At 63.1% G+C, this 17,520-nt stretch carries 22 protein-coding genes; 13 read left to right on the top strand and 9 right to left on the bottom strand.

Translation table 11 applies throughout. The features are described from left to right. From J2X62_RS08290 to J2X62_RS08315, 6 genes are all read right to left on the bottom strand, one after another. Complete coding sequence (locus J2X62_RS08290) at positions 1 to 975, bottom strand: glycine betaine ABC transporter substrate-binding protein (protein ID WP_310179657.1); 975 nt, start codon at positions 973 to 975, stop codon at positions 1 to 3. Then, positions 972 to 1,709, bottom strand: coding sequence for an ABC transporter permease (locus J2X62_RS08295; RefSeq protein ID WP_179274294.1), 738 nt, complete (start codon positions 1,707 to 1,709; stop codon positions 972 to 974). The genes J2X62_RS08290 and J2X62_RS08295 overlap by 4 nt, the downstream gene beginning before the upstream one ends. After that, the gene (locus J2X62_RS08300) at positions 1,706 to 2,914 is read right to left on the bottom strand and encodes an ATP-binding cassette domain-containing protein (RefSeq protein ID WP_032367689.1); all 1,209 of its coding nucleotides are present in this window, start codon (positions 2,912 to 2,914) and stop codon (positions 1,706 to 1,708) included. Before J2X62_RS08300 ends, J2X62_RS08295 begins: the two co-directional genes overlap by 4 nt. Continuing rightward, complete coding sequence (locus J2X62_RS08305) at positions 2,911 to 3,555, bottom strand: ABC transporter permease (protein WP_310179660.1); 645 nt, start codon at positions 3,553 to 3,555, stop codon at positions 2,911 to 2,913. The genes J2X62_RS08300 and J2X62_RS08305 overlap by 4 nt, the downstream gene beginning before the upstream one ends. Before the next feature lie 177 nt (positions 3,556 to 3,732). Further along, positions 3,733 to 4,953 carry a pyridoxal phosphate-dependent aminotransferase gene (locus J2X62_RS08310; RefSeq protein ID WP_032392587.1) on the bottom strand — a complete coding sequence of 407 codons (1,221 nt, stop codon included), beginning with the start codon at positions 4,951 to 4,953 and terminating at the stop codon, positions 3,733 to 3,735. Beyond that, complete coding sequence (locus tag J2X62_RS08315) at positions 4,950 to 5,708, bottom strand: DMT family transporter (RefSeq protein ID WP_310179663.1); 759 nt, start codon at positions 5,706 to 5,708, stop codon at positions 4,950 to 4,952. The genes J2X62_RS08310 and J2X62_RS08315 overlap by 4 nt, the downstream gene beginning before the upstream one ends. Between J2X62_RS08315 and J2X62_RS08320 the strand changes: the two genes are divergently transcribed. Continuing rightward, the gene (locus J2X62_RS08320; protein ID WP_094695857.1) at positions 5,707 to 7,101 is read left to right on the top strand and encodes a PLP-dependent aminotransferase family protein; all 1,395 of its coding nucleotides are present in this window, start codon (positions 5,707 to 5,709) and stop codon (positions 7,099 to 7,101) included. The two genes, J2X62_RS08315 and J2X62_RS08320, sit on opposite strands and share 2 nt — an antisense overlap. On the opposite strand, the gene J2X62_RS08325 is transcribed toward J2X62_RS08320, so the two are convergent. Further along, a complete protein-coding gene (locus tag J2X62_RS08325) occupies positions 7,094 to 7,369 on the bottom strand; it encodes a PLD nuclease N-terminal domain-containing protein (protein WP_027495096.1) in 276 nt (91 codons plus the stop codon). The genes J2X62_RS08320 and J2X62_RS08325 overlap by 8 nt on opposite strands. Before the next feature lie 182 nt (positions 7,370 to 7,551). Here J2X62_RS08325 and J2X62_RS08330 point away from each other — a divergent pair, with 182 nt between their 5' ends. Continuing rightward, the gene (locus J2X62_RS08330) at positions 7,552 to 8,175 is read left to right on the top strand and encodes a hypothetical protein (RefSeq protein WP_310179664.1); all 624 of its coding nucleotides are present in this window, start codon (positions 7,552 to 7,554) and stop codon (positions 8,173 to 8,175) included. Positions 8,176 to 8,180: 5 nt separating this feature from the next. After that, positions 8,181 to 8,642, top strand: coding sequence for a DUF6194 family protein (locus J2X62_RS08335; protein ID WP_222063155.1), 462 nt, complete (start codon positions 8,181 to 8,183; stop codon positions 8,640 to 8,642). Positions 8,643 to 8,770: 128 nt separating this feature from the next. Here the strand turns inward: J2X62_RS08335 and J2X62_RS08340 are convergent, their stop codons facing one another. Next, positions 8,771 to 9,391 (bottom strand): TIGR03086 family metal-binding protein, encoded by a 621-nt coding sequence (locus tag J2X62_RS08340; RefSeq protein ID WP_310179665.1) that lies wholly within the window; start codon positions 9,389 to 9,391, stop codon positions 8,771 to 8,773. 103 nt (positions 9,392 to 9,494) lie between these two features. Here J2X62_RS08340 and J2X62_RS08345 point away from each other — a divergent pair, with 103 nt between their 5' ends. The 10 genes from J2X62_RS08345 (at position 9,495) to J2X62_RS08390 (ending at position 16,238) form a co-directional block, all read left to right on the top strand. Beyond that, a complete protein-coding gene (locus J2X62_RS08345; protein WP_310179666.1) occupies positions 9,495 to 10,427 on the top strand; it encodes a WYL domain-containing protein in 933 nt (310 codons plus the stop codon). A gap of 184 nt (positions 10,428 to 10,611) precedes the next feature. Next, positions 10,612 to 10,752 (top strand): hypothetical protein, encoded by a 141-nt coding sequence (locus J2X62_RS08350; RefSeq protein ID WP_176457832.1) that lies wholly within the window; start codon positions 10,612 to 10,614, stop codon positions 10,750 to 10,752. A 1-nt stretch (position 10,753) separates the two neighbouring features. Continuing rightward, positions 10,754 to 11,125 carry a VOC family protein gene (locus J2X62_RS08355; protein ID WP_204847244.1) on the top strand — a complete coding sequence of 124 codons (372 nt, stop codon included), beginning with the start codon at positions 10,754 to 10,756 and terminating at the stop codon, positions 11,123 to 11,125. A 12-nt stretch (positions 11,126 to 11,137) separates the two neighbouring features. Further along, on the top strand, positions 11,138 to 11,539 hold the full coding sequence (locus J2X62_RS08360) for a hypothetical protein (protein WP_204847243.1): 402 nt from the start codon (positions 11,138 to 11,140) through the stop codon (positions 11,537 to 11,539). Positions 11,540 to 11,578: 39 nt separating this feature from the next. Beyond that, positions 11,579 to 11,914: a hypothetical protein gene (locus J2X62_RS08365; protein WP_032367682.1), complete on the top strand. Its 336-nt coding sequence runs from the start codon at positions 11,579 to 11,581 to the stop codon at positions 11,912 to 11,914. A gap of 14 nt (positions 11,915 to 11,928) precedes the next feature. Next, on the top strand, positions 11,929 to 12,411 hold the full coding sequence (locus tag J2X62_RS08370) for an N-acetyltransferase (protein ID WP_032373444.1): 483 nt from the start codon (positions 11,929 to 11,931) through the stop codon (positions 12,409 to 12,411). A gap of 9 nt (positions 12,412 to 12,420) precedes the next feature. Then, positions 12,421 to 13,182, top strand: coding sequence for a class I SAM-dependent methyltransferase (locus J2X62_RS08375; RefSeq protein WP_310179667.1), 762 nt, complete (start codon positions 12,421 to 12,423; stop codon positions 13,180 to 13,182). After that, complete coding sequence (locus tag J2X62_RS08380; protein WP_310179668.1) at positions 13,172 to 13,711, top strand: hypothetical protein; 540 nt, start codon at positions 13,172 to 13,174, stop codon at positions 13,709 to 13,711. Before J2X62_RS08375 ends, J2X62_RS08380 begins: the two co-directional genes overlap by 11 nt. 43 nt (positions 13,712 to 13,754) lie before the next feature. Further along, positions 13,755 to 14,039: a DUF1490 family protein gene (locus J2X62_RS08385; RefSeq protein ID WP_027495086.1), complete on the top strand. Its 285-nt coding sequence runs from the start codon at positions 13,755 to 13,757 to the stop codon at positions 14,037 to 14,039. Positions 14,040 to 14,057: 18 nt separating this feature from the next. Then, positions 14,058 to 16,238 carry a cation-translocating P-type ATPase gene (locus tag J2X62_RS08390; protein WP_052074005.1) on the top strand — a complete coding sequence of 727 codons (2,181 nt, stop codon included), beginning with the start codon at positions 14,058 to 14,060 and terminating at the stop codon, positions 16,236 to 16,238. On the opposite strand, the gene J2X62_RS08395 is transcribed toward J2X62_RS08390, so the two are convergent. After that, positions 16,239 to 17,483, bottom strand: a complete 1,245-nt coding sequence (locus J2X62_RS08395; protein WP_310179669.1) for a KasA/KasB family beta-ketoacyl-ACP synthase — start codon at positions 17,481 to 17,483, stop codon at positions 16,239 to 16,241. Between the last annotated feature and the right edge of the window lie 37 nt (positions 17,484 to 17,520).

Raw genomic sequence — 17,520 nt, forward strand, 5'->3', positions numbered from 1 at the left:
TCACGTCACCAGGTCTTCGCTCTTCAACCACTCGTAGGCGACATCGGATGGGTCTTCGCCCTCGATGTCGACCCGCCCGTTCAACTCCTGCATCAAATCGTCGGTCAATCGCTCGGATACGACGGCCAGCAGATCGGCGATCTCGGGATGCTGTTCGAGCACCAAATCGCGCACCACCGCGGTCCCGCTGTAGGGCAGGAAGAAGGCCCTGTCATCCTGCAGCACAGTCAAATTCAAGTTCTTGATTCTGCCGTCCGTGGTGTAGACCATCCCGAAGTTGCACGGTGAGCTGTCGGCGGTCGAGGTGTAGACGACACCCGCATCCATCCGCGTGACGTTGCCCGACGGTACCCCGTCGGGTGCGTTCAATCCGATGCCGTACGTGTCGAGCATCGGCCCGAATCCATCGGAGCGAGAGAAGAACTCGTCGTCCACGCAGAAAGTCCGTTCGGCCGCGGGGAGCTTCGCTACATCCGACAGAGATGCGACCCCGAGACGCTGAGCCGTCTCGGCCGAAGCGGCGAACGCATACGTATCGTTGAAATTCGCGGGCGGTAGCCAGTCGAGGTTGTGCTCACTTTTCTCGATGTCGCGGACGCGCTCCCACAGCTCCTGCGGATCACTGATCGTCTCTGTCTGGCTGTGGTAGTTGACCCACCCGGTACCGGTGTATTCCCAAAGGATGTCTGCGTCACCGTTGAGCTGTGCCTGTCTCGACGACGCCGACCCCGGCGCTCCGGTCAGGTCGGTGACCTTTGCGCCGGCAGCGGCTAGGTATGTGGCCGTGATCTTTCCGAGCAATACACCCTCGGTGAAGCTCTTGCTCGTCACCACCAACGATGCGCCGTCGAGCGGGGTCGCACCATCCGGGAGTGACGTGCTCTCGAACGTTCCCGACGAGCTGACCAACCCACAGCCTGCAAGTGATGCTGCGAGAGCGAGAGCGGTTGCTGCCGTGCCCAGTCGGCGAATCATGCCACTCCTCGTGGGGTCGCGATCAGTTCGACCACACGGCCGAGCCAGTCGATGATCAATGCGAGCAGCGCAACGAGAACGGCACCGGAGATGAGTAACTTCGGTAGGAACAGCGTGGTACCCGTGGTGATGAGCGTGCCGAGGCTTGACGCCCCGATGAAGGTGCTCAGTGTCGCGGTGCCGACGAGAATGACCAACGCGGTACGTACGCCGTTCAGGATCACAGGCACCGCGAGCGGCAACTCCACCTGCACCAGCGTGCGGAGGCCGGAGAACCCGATTCCCCGGGCCGCTTCGATGGTCCGCTGATCGACCTGTTGGATTCCGACGATCGTATTCTGCAGAATCGGCAGTATCGCGTAGACCACCAATCCGATGACGGCGGTGCGGAACCCGGTTCCGAGCCACATCGTCAGCAACACGATCAGACCCACCGCCGGAGCGGCCTGGCCGATGTTGGCGAAGTTGACGGCCACCGGTCGGAAATTCTTCGCCCTGTCGCGAGTGAGCAGGATGCCCAACGGAATTGCGATGGCGACGACGATCACGGTCGCGGTCAACGTCAACACGATGTGGTCGACGATCGTCGTCTTCAAATTGTCCCAGCCCAGTGATGCCTGCTCGGTAGTCGTCAGCGTCGTGGAGCGGTACCACAGGATGTAACCGACCCCGAGCACGACGATGAGGAGCGGCTCGAACCACACGTCCAACGGTGCGCGTCGAAGTCGATTCATGTTGCTGCGCCCTCGGTATGGGCCGAATACGAGACGTGACCGTCACCGGAGCGAGCATCCGAGAGTTGGCCCCGAATGACGGCCATCACGGTTGCGATCGTCAGTGCGCCGGTGACGGCACCGCGGCCGTCGGTGACGAGTACGCCGCCCTGACTGGCGGCCAGCATCGTGTCCAGTGCGTCGTTGAGCGTGGACGACGGTGCGACGGTGGGCAATCGCTCGTCGACATAGTCGGTGATGCGCTCCTTGGTGGCGACTTCGTCCAGCGACGGCCAGGCGCGGGGCCGGCCGTGTTCGTCGATGACGACGATCCAGGTGGCACCCTGAGCCCGAGCACGAGCGATGACCTCCTGCGACGCATCGCCCACCTCGGCGGTGACGACCGAGTCGTGGTCGACGTCTTTGACGCGGGACAACGTCAAATGTGCCAGCGTGGCCCCGGATCCGATGAACTCCTCGACGAACGGGCTCGCGGGTTTTGCCAAGATTTCTTCCGGCGTCGCATACTGCTCGATGTGGCCGCCCTCGGACAGAATCAGTACCTTGTCACCGAGCTTCGTCGCTTCCTCGAAATCGTGGGTGACGATCACGATCGTCTTCGCCAGTTCGTGCTGGATGGCGATGAGGCTGTCCTGCAGTCGAACCCTGGTGATCGGGTCGACGGCACCGAACGGCTCGTCCATCAGCAACACCGGTGGATCGGCGGCGAGTGCTCGCGCCACACCCACTCGCTGTTGCTGTCCGCCCGACATGTCCTTGGGTAGACGATCGCGGAAGTCGGCGACGTCGAGTCCCACCAGATCCAGCAGGTAATCGGTTCGCTCGTCGATCTTCTTCGCGTCCCACCCCAGTACCCGTGGAATGGCGCCGATGTTCTTGGCGACCGACCAATGTGGGAAGAGTCCGCCGGACTGAATGACGTACCCGATCGACTGCCGCAGCTTGTCCGCATCCTCACCGGTGACGTCACGGTCGCCGATGAAGATTCGGCCCTCCGTCGGCTCGATGAGGCGGTTGATCATCTTCAGCGTGGTCGTCTTCCCGCAACCCGACGGACCGACGAACGCGACGATGTGGCCGGCCTCGATATCGAGGTCGATCTTCTGCACCGCCGCCTTGTTCTGGCCCTTGTACTGCTTGACCACACCGTCGAGGCGAATCGAGGCGCCGGTGACCGTTCGCTCGCCGGTTGTGTTGTCCGTCATGACAATCCCTTCGAGATGGTGAGGCGCCCGAGAAGGACGAGCAGGCCGTCGAACACCAGGGCGATGACGACGATGAGCACTGTGCCGGTCACTGCCATCTCGACGGAATTGGTCCCGCCCAGTCTCGACAGGCCATTGAAGATGAGCGACCCGAGGCCCGGCCCGAGTACGTACGCGACGATGGCCGCGACGCCGACAACCATCTGAGTCGAGACGCGGATTCCGGTGAGAATGACCGGCCATGCCATGGGCAGCGAGACGGAGACGAGGATGCGGCTGCGCGACAACCCGATTCCTTTCGCCGACTCGATCACGGTGTCGGGAACTCCACGCAGTCCGACGATGGCGTTGCCGATCACGGGCATGGCGGCGAAGAACGCGAGCATGATGAACGAGGGCACCACACCCAAGCCGAACGGGACGATGAGCAGCGCGAGCAACGCCAGAGACGGAATCGTCAGCGCTACTCGACTGGTCGTCAGCGTCAGTGCCGAGAAGAGAGGCAGACGATGGACTGCGATCGCGATGAGCACGGCCACGACCGTGCCCACCAGAACCGTCTGAAACGCCAGCGACGCATGTTGATAGGTCAGAAACGCGAGGGATTCACCCCGCCCCTGCAAATAGCCCCATAGATCCACGAATTCCCTCTCGCCCGGCAGATCGGACGACGAGCGTAACCCGCATTTCCCCGGGGCGTCGGGGAAATGCGGGTTCGCCAAAGGCCGTGCAGCAGAGCGATACGCGGGTTCATCTGCGCGAATACCCCCTTGCCGAGCGCCCGCACGGACTTAAAATCAGCTCGAGCAGAATCGGTTCTACTGCGTGTACGAACTCATGAAGTTGCCGAGCCGCTCGAGTGCGGTCGAGAGATCGTCCACGTTGGGCAGGGTGACGAGCCGGAAGTGGTCGGGCACATCCCAATTGAACGCTCGACCGTGACTGACCAGGATTTTCTCGGATTCGAGCAGGTCGAGGACGAACTTCTCGTCGTCGACGATGCCGAAACGGTCGGTGTCGAGCTTGGGGAACATGTACAGCGCGCCCGCAGCCTGCACACAGCTGATCCCGTCGATGGAGTTCAGCATTCGATGCGCCAGATCGCGCTGCGCGGTCAACCTACCCGTCGGCAGCAGGAGGTCCTCGATCGATTGACGGCCGCCGAGCGCCGTCTGTATTGCATGTTGTGCAGGCACATTCGCGCACATGCGCATGTTGGACAGCAACGTGATGCCCTCGATGAAGCTCGCCGCACGGCGCCGTGGACCGGTGATCGCCAGCCACCCGGCACGGAATCCACACACTCGGTAGGCCTTCGACAACCCCGAATAGGTCAGGCACAGCACATCTTTGCCGGTGAGAGTTGCGAGATTGGTCATCTCGGAACCGTCGTACACGATCTTCTCGTAGATCTCGTCGGCGAGCAGAATCAGATCGTGCTCGCGCGCGAGGTCGACGAAACGCTGCAGAACGTCGCGTGAGTACACCGCACCAGTGGGGTTGTTGGGATTGATCACGACGATGGCCCGGGTACGGGTGGTGATCTTCGATTCCAGATCCTCGAAGTCCGGAGCCCAGTCCTGAGTCTCGTCTGCCAAATAGTGGACCGGAGTGCCTCCGGCGAGAGCCACCGAGCCCGTCCACAGCGGGTAGTCGGGGGAGGGGATCAGCACCTCGTCCTCGGGGTTGCACAGCGCCTGCATCGTCATGGTGATCAGCTCGGAGACCCCGTTGCCCAGGTAGACGTCGCCGACGTCGAGGTCGCTCAGGCCCTTGGTCTGGTAGTACTGCACCACCGCGGTGCGCGCCGAGAACAGGCCCCGCGAGTCGGAATATCCCTGCGCGGTAGGCAGATTGCGAATCATCGCCATCATGATCTCGTCGGGTGCCTCGAAACCGAACGGGGCCGGGTTACCCACGTTGAGGCGCAGGATCTTGTGCCCCTGCTCCTCGAGTTCCTCGGTCTTGTCCAGAATGCGGCCACGAATGTCGTAGCGAACATTCTCGAGCTTGCGTGCCTGATCGATCGATCGCGTCATGACGAAAGTTCCTCCTGTCGAACGGACGGCGACATCCGAGTTCGGACCGCCACTGTTGCACATACGATGACCGCTGCTCCACCCACGACCACCGGCCACGTCAGTCCCTCGTGGAGCAGAATCGCGGCCCAGCAGATCGTCAGCACCGGCTGAACGAGCTGCACCTGGCTCACGCTCGACATCGGACCGATGGCCAACCCCCGATACCAGGCGAAGAACCCCAGATACATACTCACGACGGCCAGATAGGCGAACGCAGCCCACTCCGAGACACCTCCGCTCGTGGGTTGATGCCACCACGCGAACGCCGTCATCGCTCCGGTCACCGGAACGGAGACGACAAGCGCCCACGAGACCGTCTGCCACGCTCCCAGTTCACGCGCAAGCAGCCCGCCCTCCGCGTATCCCATCGCGGCCGCCACGACGGCACTGTGGCCGGCGGAGGCGGTGGTCAGAGCGAACGACGTGAGCACGGGGAAACCGATGACGACCCCGGCCGCGATGACACCCAGTCGAACCCATTGCCGTCCGCGTGGCAACCGTTGCGAGGTCAGGGCCAGGGCGGCAGCAGCGAGAGCCGCGGCGACGACGGCCCGGCCGGACCCGACGAACAGCGGCGACAGGCCACCGGTCACGGCGATCCGAGTCAGTGGCACGGTGAACGAGAACGCCGTGACACCCAACAGTCCCCACAAGAGGCCGGCTCGGGATAGCAGTCCCGGCGCGAGCTGGGTAGCGCTACTATGCTGTGTCATGTCCGACGATAGCAGTTCCCGGATCGTGTCCGCACTGCGAACCTGGATCGCAACCGCCCCGCCCGAGGCGAAGCTGCCATCCACTCGGGCGCTGGTGGCCCAGCATTCGGCCAGCCCCGTGACGGTGCAGAAAGCACTGCGCACGCTCATGTCGCAGGGTGTCATCGAAACACGGCCTGGCGTCGGAACATTCGTCAAGACCGTGCACACGGCCCGCCCGAACGACTACGGGTGGCAGACTGCCGCGCTCGGTGCACCCGGAAACAGATTGCAACTCCCCGCCGCACTGCAGTCCACGTCGAGTGACGTGATCGCTCTGCATTCCGGTTACCCGGCCCGAGAGCTGTTGCCGGAGCGACTCGTTCACGCTGCTTTCACCCGAGCTTCACGCACCGACGCAGTGGTTGCCCGGCCACCGACCGCAGGTCTGCCCGAGCTTCGAGCTTGGTTCGCCGCGGAACTCGGCGCTTCCACCCCGCTGGGCGTCACGCCGCCCTCGGCCAGCGACGTGGTCATCATCCCGGGCAGCCAGACCGGCCTGAGCACGGCTTTTCGGGCGCTCGTCGGTGCGGGACGCCCACTTCTCATGGAATCGCCGACGTACTGGGGAGCGATCCTGGCGGCAACGCAGGCGGGCGTTCGCGTGGTCCCGGTCCCCACCGGGGTCGACGGACCCGACCCGGACGCGCTGGAGCAGGCATTCGCCGAGTCCGGCGCGCGGGCGTTCTACGCTCAACCGACCTTCGCCAGCCCCACCGGAGCACAGTGGTCTCCGGACCTGTCCGAACGTGTGCTCGACATCGTTCGACGACACGGCGCGTTCCTGATCGAGGACGACTCCGCCCACGATTTCGGCATCACCGCCGAACCCAGCCCATTGGCCGCACGAGACGACGGCGGACATGTGGTGTACCTGCGTTCGCTGACCAAGGTCGTATCACCGTCGATTCGGTTGGCAGGCTTGATCGCTCGTGGCCCGGCCCACGAACGTATCCTCGCCGACACGGGAGCCGAATCGATGTACGTCAGCGGCATCCTGCAGACCGTCGCTCTCGACGTCGTCACCCAACCCGCCTGGCGCACACACCTACGACGCCTACGCACGCAACTCGAAGCGCGTCGAGACCTATTGGCCCACAGCCTGATCGAGTTCGCCCCTCGCGGGCATCTCGACCGGATCCCCCGGGGTGGACTCAATCTGTGGATGCGCCTGCGTGACGACATCGACCTGGAAGGCGTTGTGCACAAATGCAAATCGGCGGGTGTTATCGTCGGAGCGGGAGACGACTACTTCCCGGCCGAACCCACCGGCAAGTTCCTTCGTTTGAATTACGCGGGCTCGAACGCCGGTGAGTTCCCGGATGCGGCACGCACGATCGGATCGGTCATCTGAGACTGTTCGACGCTTCGACGGCGAACGTCGAGGTGCGGCCCCATACGAACCAGACCAGAGGCCCGAGAAACGGAAACGCGAGCACGACGAAGATCCACACCGCACGGCCTGCGACACTGTAATTGGGTGAGCGAAGGATGCTGACGAGCGCGGCGACGAACAGAACGACCGCGCCGAGCACTGCCACCAAGACGATGGTTCCCAGCCCGAACCCGAGTACCTGCTCGGTGGTCGAGTGTTGTTGTGAAAGTAGTACTGCGGCGTGCATGACGGTTCCTCTGCTGTGCTTGTTCTTCGCTGTTTCGTTGACGACCACAACGCTATGGACCCGAACGTTCCTGCACATCGGTCTGCACGTGTATCTCGTCGTACATCGGACGATGTAGGCCTACCGCCGGAGTCGTCGCGCAGTTACCGTGGTGCGGACGTATACGACCTGGGGGGGGACTTGTGCAGACCGTCAAGAACGACTACACGACGTGGAGGGCCTTGGGGCCGGGTGGCTTACCGGCCAACGTCGGTGGGTGGTTGATCGCCACCGCGCTACGACCGTTGTCCAGACGTGATCTTATGACCGTCGCCGGCGCGTCGCGCGCAGGCCGGCACTGGCACCTCGAGACGCGCCGAGGACCGCGTCCGAGGATCGCCCCGTACCCGATTCCACATCGCCAGCTCACCGACCGTGCTACGCCCGTACTGACAGACAGGATCACCGGCGCAGTTGCTGCCGAAGCGCGCATGAACAATCGATACCGGCTGGCGCGCAGCCACTTCGAGAGGCGAGGGGACGCGCTGTATCTGACGGATGTCACCGCTGCTGCACCGTGGATTTCGCGATCCAACGGCGAGATACTCCACGTCCACGAGACCGAAGGATCGATGCACGTCGTCATGCAGCCCGACGATGCTCAGACCGTCATCTCCGCGGGCTGGGGTGAGCTACACCCCCTCGCCGGACGCCCTGGCTTCGGACTTCCCGAAACCTACGTCTTCCTCTACGCACCGAGAGATTCCGACGACGCAGATCGAATCGAACAGATCATCCATCGCGCAACAGCTACTTCGACGAGGTGAAGAACATGACTCTCGACGACATCGTCGACCTGGTCGGCAGCTTCGACGGAACAGTGGCGCAGCGTCCCAGCGAGGGCGACGGAACCCCCGAACTCGCCTGGGGCGACGTGTTCTTCTACTACTCACCCGACGGGACCATCCCGACCGGTACTCAGCCGTTCGCCACCGTCGTGACCAAGAATTACCCGGGCGACGAACTGTCTCGGCTGGATCGTCCCGACGCCTTCCGCGTCAATGTCCCTGTAGCGAAGGAAGAATTCGAGAGGCTGTTGGGTGTAGTGCCACGCGAGGCTGACCGTGCGCCTCGAGCCGATGCCGACGACACGCTCGCAGCGCATCCGCAATACGGCACTGCCGGATGGATATCGATCGTCAATCCGGCATCTGGAACGCAGCCACAAGTCGAGGAGTTGCTTCGATCGGCCTACGAGACCGCGAAAACACGATTCGAGCGCCGCCACAAGTGAGGTGAGCGCCCACAATTCGCAGGCATCGACGCGATCCCGATTCCAGAGCCGAATTGTGGACGCTCAGAGCAGTTGCAGATCGGCGGTGAATCAGCGCATTGCCATATGTCGCTGCGTCTCGTCGAAAGTCATTTGCATGAGCCAATACTCGTGACTACACCCCAGCCGTCCGACGACCGACCGGAGAAATTCGCCAGGCGTTCGAGTGAACCCGCTTCCGGCCTCGGTTCCACGACGGGGCCGAACGGCACTCCCGGAACCCGCGCATCCGCTGGAAGCATTGCATGGAATTCCACTGCTACCGGCTCGACGAGAGTGTCGTCCACTTCTGCGGGCTGGCCAGTCGCCACCGCGAGGTCCCAGCCGTGCAGTAGTAGCTCGCGCGTGTATCCCCACACAGCCGATCGCCCCGGTACCTCACCCCACGGGACCGCGACCGGGGCATCGAGCAATGCATCGTCGGCCCACGCGGCACGGGCTTGCGTCACCGACGTGTCGAAGGATGCGGCGTCATGATCGGAGCACAAGGGCGACACAGAGTCCGGACTCCCGAGTTCGGCGATCGCAATCAGCCTTCGGACCGTGGCAACGAGATGGCCTGCCAGCGTCCGGACATCGAACTCGTCGCACGGAGTTGGAAGGTCCAGTTGGTCGGCGCGCACGCCTGTGAGCAGACCGCTCACCCATGCGGCGGACGTGAAGTACACCTCGCGCGGATCCGTCTGCTGCGTGGTCTCGATGGTGTTCATTGTCGATCCTTCCGTTTCGCGGCCACCGGGTGTGGCCTGCTGGGTAGAAGTAGATCGGGTGAACATGACATCTTCTGTCATGTTTTGGTGAGAGACTTTTCGGGTGCGCGCAGACCGGTTGTTGTCCATCGTCATGCTGCTCCAACATCGGGGCAGACTGAACGCTGCCGACATCGCCGCCCAGCTCGAAGTGTCCACGCGCACCGTGTTGCGTGACATCGAAGCCTTGTCTTCGGCGGGCATTCCGGTCTACACCGATCGCGGTCGCGGTGGTGGCATCAGTCTGCTGCAGGGCTATCGCACCGAGCTGACCGGTCTGACGGCCGCCGAGGCGACGGCATTGCTCGCTTCCGGCGCGGGACGCGTCGCCACCCCGGCGTTCGCGAGCGCCATGCGCAAGGTGATCGCCGCGATACCCGACGCTCACCGGGCGGCGGCAAGCACTGCGTCACAACGAATCCTGGTCCGGCCCGACGGTTTCGCGTATCCCCACGAACCGGAAGAACATCTGGTGGAACTCCAACGGGTCGTCATAGACGGTATGCGGATAAGAATCACGTATCGCGATCGCAGCGGTTCGGTGAACGATCGAATCCTTGACCCCATCGGGCTGGTCTACGCCGGCGATCACTGGTACCTACTCGCCGGGCGTGAGGGCACCGAACGTGTCTACCGGGTATCGCGGATCGACGAACTGACCGTGCTCGACGAGCAGGCTCACCGCGCTTCCACCGTGGACCTGGAGGCCGCCTTCACCGCACACTGGAAGTCGTTCCGTGCGAGTTTGACCCACATCGAAATCACCTGCCTCGCAGAAGAATCGGTATGGATCTCGGTGACCAAGAATGTCGTTCGAGTGATCAGCGACCAGGTTCAGGACGACGGACGACGCCTCGCAGTCATCGAGTTCTCCGGACACAATCACGCTGTGGGGGCGTTGTGGCACTGCGGACCTGCGGTAACAGTGCTCCAGCCGAACACAATTCGCGACGAATTGGCTCAACGGGCTACGGCAACGGCGCGGTTGTACAGCTGACGTCGCGGCTGGATCTTCTGGGAAGGTGTGCACAGTGTCCACTATTACTAGGCCGGCGCGCTTTCCCGATTCTCGAGCCGAATTGTGGACACTCAGCGCACCACCGATCACCAAGTCATTACCATTGCGAATAGTCTGGTGCCTTCATAGGGTGGACGCGACTCCGAACAGGCAGGACGGCGCTATGGCTTTCAATCCACCCCGAAGTTGGTTCGGCCCGAAACGGTACGGCTGGGGAATCAGCCCGCACACCTGGGAGGGCTGGCTACTCCTGTTCGTCTTCGTGATAGTCGTCGTCACGCTGGGGGCCACCGTATTCTCGTGACATGTCGCGTCCACACCTCGACGTAGCAGGGATATCCATCGACTGCCCCGAACCGGTAGCCCTCGCTCGCTTCTACCTTGCGCTTCTGGGCGGAGACCTGTTGTGGGAGAACCCGTCGAGCTCGGGGATTCGCACGCACTCGGGCCTGAACATCGTTGCGCAAAGAGTGGCGAACTACATCCCGCCTACATGGCCGTCGGCGTCCATCGTGCACTTCGATCTCGATGCGGGAGTGAGCCTCGACGAATCCGTCGCTCATGCAGTCGAATGTGGGGCAACAGAGGCAGAGGAGCAACCGGACCCGCGGTGGCGAGTTCTCCTCGACCCCGCCGGCCACCCCTTCTGCATCACTACAGAGGTGCACGAAGGTTGAGGCGATTATGAGGTGGGCGAATCCTCTGCAGTGGAGCTGAGTCTCGACGACATTCGGGAGGTTGTGGCCTTCGCAGCTGCCTGTGCCCGTCGGGCCTTGCCGATTTGCGAGGCCTCGCACTCGAACAATCTCCGTCCTTGCGCGGCGATCGACGCCGCCCTTGCTGCCCTGCACGCCGCCGGTGATGCCTTTCTCCATCCGCTGTACAACTCGAATCAGGTCAAACACATTCTCGGTTCTGCCGTCCATCTCGAGCTGACGGACTCCAAAGCTGTTGCGAAGCAGATCGAATGGACCCATACACAAGCCGATGCAACGTTCCGGTCGGTCCCTAGACTGTTTCCACAACCTGTCGCAGGGCGCACCACGTTCGGCAAACTATTGGCACAGCTCGATAGCGAATTGCGTCGTTGAACCGTTGCCCCGATCGGGGTGCGGTGACAGCATGAAGGCATGAAGGCCCGAGAACGCCCCTGGACCCGATACGCGCTTGTCATCTTGCTGGCCGCGCTCGCGTTCCTGACGATCAGCGACCTCGTGTCCGATCCTTCTGTCTGGAACTGGTCGAAGCTGGTGGTGCTGGCAGTAGCCGCCCCAGCGCTCTGGTACCAAGGCGGTCGGCACCGGCCGGTACCCAACAAGATCGGTCCCGAATCCGTACCCGCCGAGGATGTCGAAGCGGTAGTCGAAGAACGCGGCAGAACTGTCTACGCCATCAAAGCGCTGCGAGAGATGCATCCCGGCCTCGGTCTGCTCGACGCCAAGAATCTCGTTCAACCGGATCACTGACAGGGGAGAAGTCGATGACATCGGTCAGCGGTACACGTGCCGTCCAGGATCCCGCCGAATTCATCGAGGCCGCAACCCTGTTGATCGATTTCAATCGCGAGTACGACTACCCGGTGCCCGAGCCGGATTGGCTTGCATCGCATCTCGACACTCTGGTGAAGTCCGGCGACACCAGCGTGCTGACGTTTGGGACTCCCGCCATCGGTGTAGCGGTTGTGCGTTTTCGGATCGGGAGTTTGAGCGCAGACATGGAGGCCTATCTCGCCGAGTTCTACATCCAGCCCGGGCTGCGCGGGAAAGGCTACGGCACAACCTTTCTCGACAATGTCATCGAGCACGCACGCGGTAGGGGTGCGACCTATATGGACCTCAATACCTCGGAAGACGACGAGGCAGCCCGCCACGTGTACGAGAAGCGCGGCTTCGACTGTCACGAAGGACGCGGCGAGGGACCAAAGGCTCTCTACTACGAACTCGAGCTCGAACCGGACGGGTAACGTGACCTTATGGTTAGCCGAGATAACAGCTCGACGTCGTTCGGGACCGCCGCCGAGGTGTACGAATCTGCTCGTCCCGAATACCCGTCGGACGCAGTCGCGTGGATGTTGGAGCCCACTCTCGCGTCCGATCGTCGTCCACGAGTCGCCGACGTCGGTGCCGGCACGGGCAAGCTCACCCGCAACATCGTTGGCGCTGGTTGCGACGCCATTGCCGTCGACCCCGATAACGCCATGCTCAACGTCCTGCGGATCGCGGTACCGGGTGTCCCGACCAAGGTCGGTACTGCCGAGTCCCTCCCAATAGACGACGAGAGTCTCGATGGAGTGCTGCTCGGACAGGCCTGGCACTGGGTCGATCCAGTGGCCGCGTCACGCGAGATCGGACGGGTCCTGCGTCCTGGCGGTGTGCTGGGATTGATCTGGAACATTCGCGACGAGTCACAGCCCTGGGTTCGACGCCTCAACTCCGTGGTCTCACGTGGTGGAGCGATGGCCATGTTCGACGACGGACCGCCGCCGATAGCCGAGCCCTTCGATCATCTCGAAGAGCGAGAATGGGCGTGGTCTCGCACGGTGAACCGGTCGCTGTTGACCGACCTGGTTCGATCGCGCAGCTTCTACATCACCGCGACGGCCGACGAGCGTAACGGCATAGATCAGAATCTCGCCACCTTGTTCGACGAGATAGGGCTGCATGGGTCCACAACGATCGACCTGCCTTATGTGACCAGAGCTTTTCGATCCACCAGGCGAACCGATGACATCTGACATCGGTTCGTTCGTTGTCGAATCAGGCGATTCGATCGTAGGATTCGGCGCACTGATCGTCCGTGACGGATCGATTCGCTTCACGCCCAATGCCCCCGACGAGCGGACAGCGACCGAAAGCGCAGCGACCGTCCCGGTGTCTGTACGCAGCCCCGTCATGCCATCGGGTGGGTGGGTGTCGCTGAGCGGCACGTTGCTCGATGGAGCCATCGAAGCCGACGTGATCGATGGCATCGACAGGCCCGAATTTCCTGGGGAACCCGCACTGCGCATTCCTGGTCCGGCCGGGAGTACCTGGACCAGGAATGCCGTCCTGGAATCCGTAGAGCAGAGCGAGTCGGATCTTCGTAGCGCGACGGGCGCGTATCGCGACAGCGATGGAACACTGGTGGTGACATTGGGGTATTTGCACCTCGATCGACGTGCCTGCGACTGGCTCGCCCAACCTCACCCGGGCCCGATCGACGTATGGGTGGCCCTGCGCCCCGGGGACCCCGCAAGTCGCCATGATCACAGGAAACGAATATGATTCCCAATAAGTGGGTACCGGTTCGAATACGAGGAGCTACAACATGGCGTTTCCGATCATCGTCGCGAAGGCAGTATCGACGGTCGTGACGGGTGCAGTCGGCGTCGCCGCATACAACGGTGCCAAGAAGCTGTACGAGAAGGCCCCCGTCCGCAAGGCTGCGGTGTCGGCCACCGAGCTCGGTCTACGCGCAGCGCGCAAGGCCGAGGTTCACGCGGAATCGGCCCGACTGGCCGTGTCCGACGTCGTCGCCGAGGCCCGGGACCGGATCGGTGAAGAGGTTCAGCCGCCCACGGCCTCCGATGCGGGCCACGGCCACGCGCACTGACCGGGACTGCTTCCGATTATGACGACCCTCGCCGAACGCCCCCTCGACATCGACGCGACGCAGGCAGACGGCATCGAGATTCTCTCCGACGCCGCCGGCCGTATGCGCCTCCGCGTCGACTGGCTCCGCTCGAGCCCGGGCCGTGCAGTTGCGGTCGAGGACCACGTGGACAAGATCCGCGGAGTGCGCGCCGTTCATGCGTACCCGCGGACGGCGTCGGTCGTCATCTGGTACTCCCGCACACGAATCGACAGGGCCGAACTCTTCGACGCGGTGAATGCCGGGCGCTCGACGAATTGGGCCCTGGTACCGGTCCGTAGTCCGCGCTCAGCTGACGTCACCAGCGGCGACGTGCTGCGGATGACCATCGGCGGCGCGGCACTGGTCCTTCTCGGCCTTCGCCGCTACGCGTTCCGTCGGCCGCCCATCCTCGGCCCCACCAGCCGTCTCGTTGCTACCGGCGCAACGATCTTCACCGGCTACCCGTTTCTCAAGGGAGCCGTGCGCTCGCTGGCCGGCAACAGGACGGCAGGAACCGACGCACTCGTCAGCGCCGCAACCGTAGCCAGCCTCGTGCTGCGCGAGAACGTCGTCGCCCTCACCGTGCTGTGGCTCCTGAACATCGGCGAGTACCTGCAGGAATTGACCCTCAAGCGAACTCGACGCGCGATCTCCGATCTGCTGACCGGCACACAGGACACCGCCTGGATCAGGCTGCCCGACGGCTCCGAGATCTCCGTCGACGTCGATCGACTCGAGATCGGCGACGAGGTCGTCGTCCACGACCACGTGGGCGTTCCCGTCGACGGCACCGTGGTCGACGGTGACGCAGTGGTGGATCAGTCCGCGATCACCGGCGAGACCTTGCCGGTATCGATCGTCGCCGGAGACCGTATTCATGCGGGATCCGTCGTCGTCCGTGGCCGCCTCGTCGTGCGTGCCTCCGCCGTCGGCCGCGACACCACGATCGGCCGCATCATCTCTCGCGTCGAGGAGGCGCAGGAAGATCGTGCACCGATTCAGACTGTGGGAGAGAACTTTTCACGACGCTTCGTCCCTGCGTCCTTCATCCTGTCGGCGCTGACTCTCGTCGTCACCCGGGATGTTCGACGTGCCATGACGATGCTGCTCGTGGCATGTCCGTGCGCGGTGGGGTTGTCCACGCCGACCGCCATCAGCGCAGCCATCGGAAACGGTGCTCGCAGAGGCATTCTCATCAAGGGCGGATCTCACCTCGAACAGGCCGGCAGGGTCGACGCCTTTGTGTTCGATAAGACCGGAACCCTCACGGTGGGACGCCCCGTAGTGACCAATGTTGTGTCGTTCCAGGACGATTGGGAACCGGAGCAGGTCCTGGCCTACGCAGCGAGTTCCGAGATCCACTCTCGACATCCTCTGGCAGAGGCAGTCATTCGGAGTACGGAGGAACGGCACATCGTCATCCCTCCGCACGAGGAGTGCGAGGTGATAGTCGGACTCGGCATGCGGACGGTCGCAGACGGACGGACGCTGCTCCTGGGCAGTCCATCTCTCCTCCGCAGCGAGGACGTCGCGGTGTCCGAGGATGCGCAGCAATGGGTTTCGCGGCTGCAGGACGAGGCCGAAACGCCGCTGCTGTTGGCCGTCGACGGCGTACTCGTCGGCTTGATCAGTCTCCGCGACGAAGTCCGTAGCAACGCATCCGCCGTTCTGAATGCGCTCCGTGCCGACGGTGTCGAACGCATCATCATGCTCACCGGCGACCACCCGAAGACAGCGGCGGCGGTCGCCGCGGAACTCGGCATCACCGAGTGGCGGGCCGAAGTGATGCCTGACGAAAAGCTCGAAGCTGTCCGAGAACTGCAGGACGCAGGCTACGTCGTGGCGATGGTCGGTGACGGCACCAACGATGCCCCTGCTTTGGCCGTCGCCGATATCGGAATCGCAATGGGATTGGCGGGCACCGACGTTGCCGTCGAGACTGCGGACGTGGCACTGGCAAGCGACGACTTGTCGCGTCTACTCGACGTACGTGACCTCGGCCGTCATTCCGTATCGGTCATCCGTCAGAACTACGGAATGTCCATTGCCGTCAACGCTCTCGGCTTGGCGGTCAGCGCCGGTGGTGCGCTGTCACCTGTGCTGGCGGCAATCCTGCACAACGCCTCGTCGGTCGCGGTGGTGGGCAACAGTTCGCGATTGATCCGATACCGACTCTGATCAGTAGCGCCCGAACGCCAGGGCAACGTTGTGCCCGCCGAAGCCGATCGACGTACTCAACGCGTAGTCGATCTGCTGGCGGCGTTGTGAACCGACGACATCGAGATCGATTGCGGGATCCTGATTGTCGAGGTTGAGAGTTGGCGGCACCACCGATTCGCGAATCGACAGCATCGCGAGAATCGCCTCCACTGCTCCGACTGCACCGATGGAATGACCCAGTGCAGACTTCGGTGCGTAGACGGATGCATGGCCAACGGTAGCGGCGATGGCCCTGGCCTCCGACAGGTCACCTATCGGCGTTGCCGTTGCATGCGCATTGACGTGGTCGATGTCTCGGGCAGTCAAACCAGCCGTGCCTATGGCCTTCTGCATGGCTTTACGGATCCCTCGACCTTCAGGATCCGGTGCGACTATGTGAAACCCGTCCGATGTTATTCCTGCACCGAGCAGTCGGCCGTGAATTCGTGCACCTCGCGCCGTGGCGTGTCTCTCGGACTCGATGATCAGCAGCGCACCCGCTTCACCGAACACGAATCCGTCACGGTCACGATCGAAGGGCCGCGAAGCCCGCGTCGGTTCGTCATTGCGAGTACTCATCGCCCGCATCATCGAGAAGCTAGCGATCGGCACTGCGTCGATATGCCCCTCGACGCCACCAGCGATCACGACATCCGCCTCACCCGAAGCGATCAGTCTCCATGCGTGAGCCAACGCCTCCGAACCCGACGAGTATGCCGACACCGGAGTGAACACCCCCGCCCGAGCGCCGATCTCGAGCCCGATATGCGCAGCCGGTCCGTTCGGCATCACCATCGGGACCGACATCGGCGACACCTTCCGGTATCCGCCCGCCCTCATCGCGTCGACGGCCCCGATCAACGCATCGCCGCCACCCAGTCCGGTCCCCACTGCGACGGCAAGACGATCCGAGTCCATGTCCTCCAGACCCGAGGCACGCCACAGTCGCCGTCCCAGCACCACCGCCAACTGCTCGACGAAGGACAGTCTCCGCTGCTCCACGCGGGTCAGATGGTCGGAGAGCGCCACCTGAAGGACACCTCCGATGCGAACCGGAAGGTCATACCTCGCAACGAAGTCACTCAGGAGCGGGCCTATCCCACTTTGCCCGTCCATGAGGCGATCCCATGTTGTGTCGGCGTCGTCGGCCAGAGCCGTCGTGGCTACGTACCCGGTGACGACGGCTTTGCGATGAATCGTTTGTGTAGCGATCGGTTCACTCATGACGTCCATGGATACATGTAACGACCGGTACAGTCAA

Source organism: Rhodococcus sp. 3258 (genome assembly GCF_031456475.1).
Lineage (GTDB): Bacteria > Actinomycetota > Actinomycetes > Mycobacteriales > Mycobacteriaceae > Rhodococcoides > Rhodococcoides fascians.

Excerpts from the sequence above, each read along its gene's own strand:
- J2X62_RS08290 (WP_310179657.1), bottom strand. The coding sequence starts at position 975 with ATGATTCGCCGACTGGGCACGGCAGCAACCGCTCTCGCTCTCGCAGCA.
- J2X62_RS08295 (WP_179274294.1), bottom strand. The coding sequence starts at position 1,709 with ATGAATCGACTTCGACGCGCACCGTTGGACGTGTGGTTCGAGCCGCTC.
- J2X62_RS08300 (WP_032367689.1), bottom strand. The coding sequence starts at position 2,914 with ATGACGGACAACACAACCGGCGAGCGAACGGTCACCGGCGCCTCGATT.
- J2X62_RS08310 (WP_032392587.1), bottom strand. The coding sequence starts at position 4,953 with ATGACGCGATCGATCGATCAGGCACGCAAGCTCGAGAATGTTCGCTAC.
- J2X62_RS08320 (WP_094695857.1), top strand. The coding sequence starts at position 5,707 with ATGTCCGACGATAGCAGTTCCCGGATCGTGTCCGCACTGCGAACCTGG.
- J2X62_RS08315 (WP_310179663.1), bottom strand. The coding sequence starts at position 5,708 with ATGACACAGCATAGTAGCGCTACCCAGCTCGCGCCGGGACTGCTATCC.
- J2X62_RS08325 (WP_027495096.1), bottom strand. The coding sequence starts at position 7,369 with ATGCACGCCGCAGTACTACTTTCACAACAACACTCGACCACCGAGCAG.
- J2X62_RS08335 (WP_222063155.1), top strand. The coding sequence starts at position 8,181 with ATGACTCTCGACGACATCGTCGACCTGGTCGGCAGCTTCGACGGAACA.
- J2X62_RS08340 (WP_310179665.1), bottom strand. The coding sequence starts at position 9,391 with ATGAACACCATCGAGACCACGCAGCAGACGGATCCGCGCGAGGTGTAC.
- J2X62_RS08350 (WP_176457832.1), top strand. The coding sequence starts at position 10,612 with ATGGCTTTCAATCCACCCCGAAGTTGGTTCGGCCCGAAACGGTACGGC.
- J2X62_RS08355 (WP_204847244.1), top strand. The coding sequence starts at position 10,754 with ATGTCGCGTCCACACCTCGACGTAGCAGGGATATCCATCGACTGCCCC.
- J2X62_RS08365 (WP_032367682.1), top strand. The coding sequence starts at position 11,579 with ATGAAGGCCCGAGAACGCCCCTGGACCCGATACGCGCTTGTCATCTTG.
- J2X62_RS08370 (WP_032373444.1), top strand. The coding sequence starts at position 11,929 with ATGACATCGGTCAGCGGTACACGTGCCGTCCAGGATCCCGCCGAATTC.
- J2X62_RS08375 (WP_310179667.1), top strand. The coding sequence starts at position 12,421 with ATGGTTAGCCGAGATAACAGCTCGACGTCGTTCGGGACCGCCGCCGAG.
- J2X62_RS08380 (WP_310179668.1), top strand. The coding sequence starts at position 13,172 with ATGACATCTGACATCGGTTCGTTCGTTGTCGAATCAGGCGATTCGATC.
- J2X62_RS08385 (WP_027495086.1), top strand. The coding sequence starts at position 13,755 with ATGGCGTTTCCGATCATCGTCGCGAAGGCAGTATCGACGGTCGTGACG.
- J2X62_RS08390 (WP_052074005.1), top strand. The coding sequence starts at position 14,058 with ATGACGACCCTCGCCGAACGCCCCCTCGACATCGACGCGACGCAGGCA.
- J2X62_RS08395 (WP_310179669.1), bottom strand. The coding sequence starts at position 17,483 with ATGAGTGAACCGATCGCTACACAAACGATTCATCGCAAAGCCGTCGTC.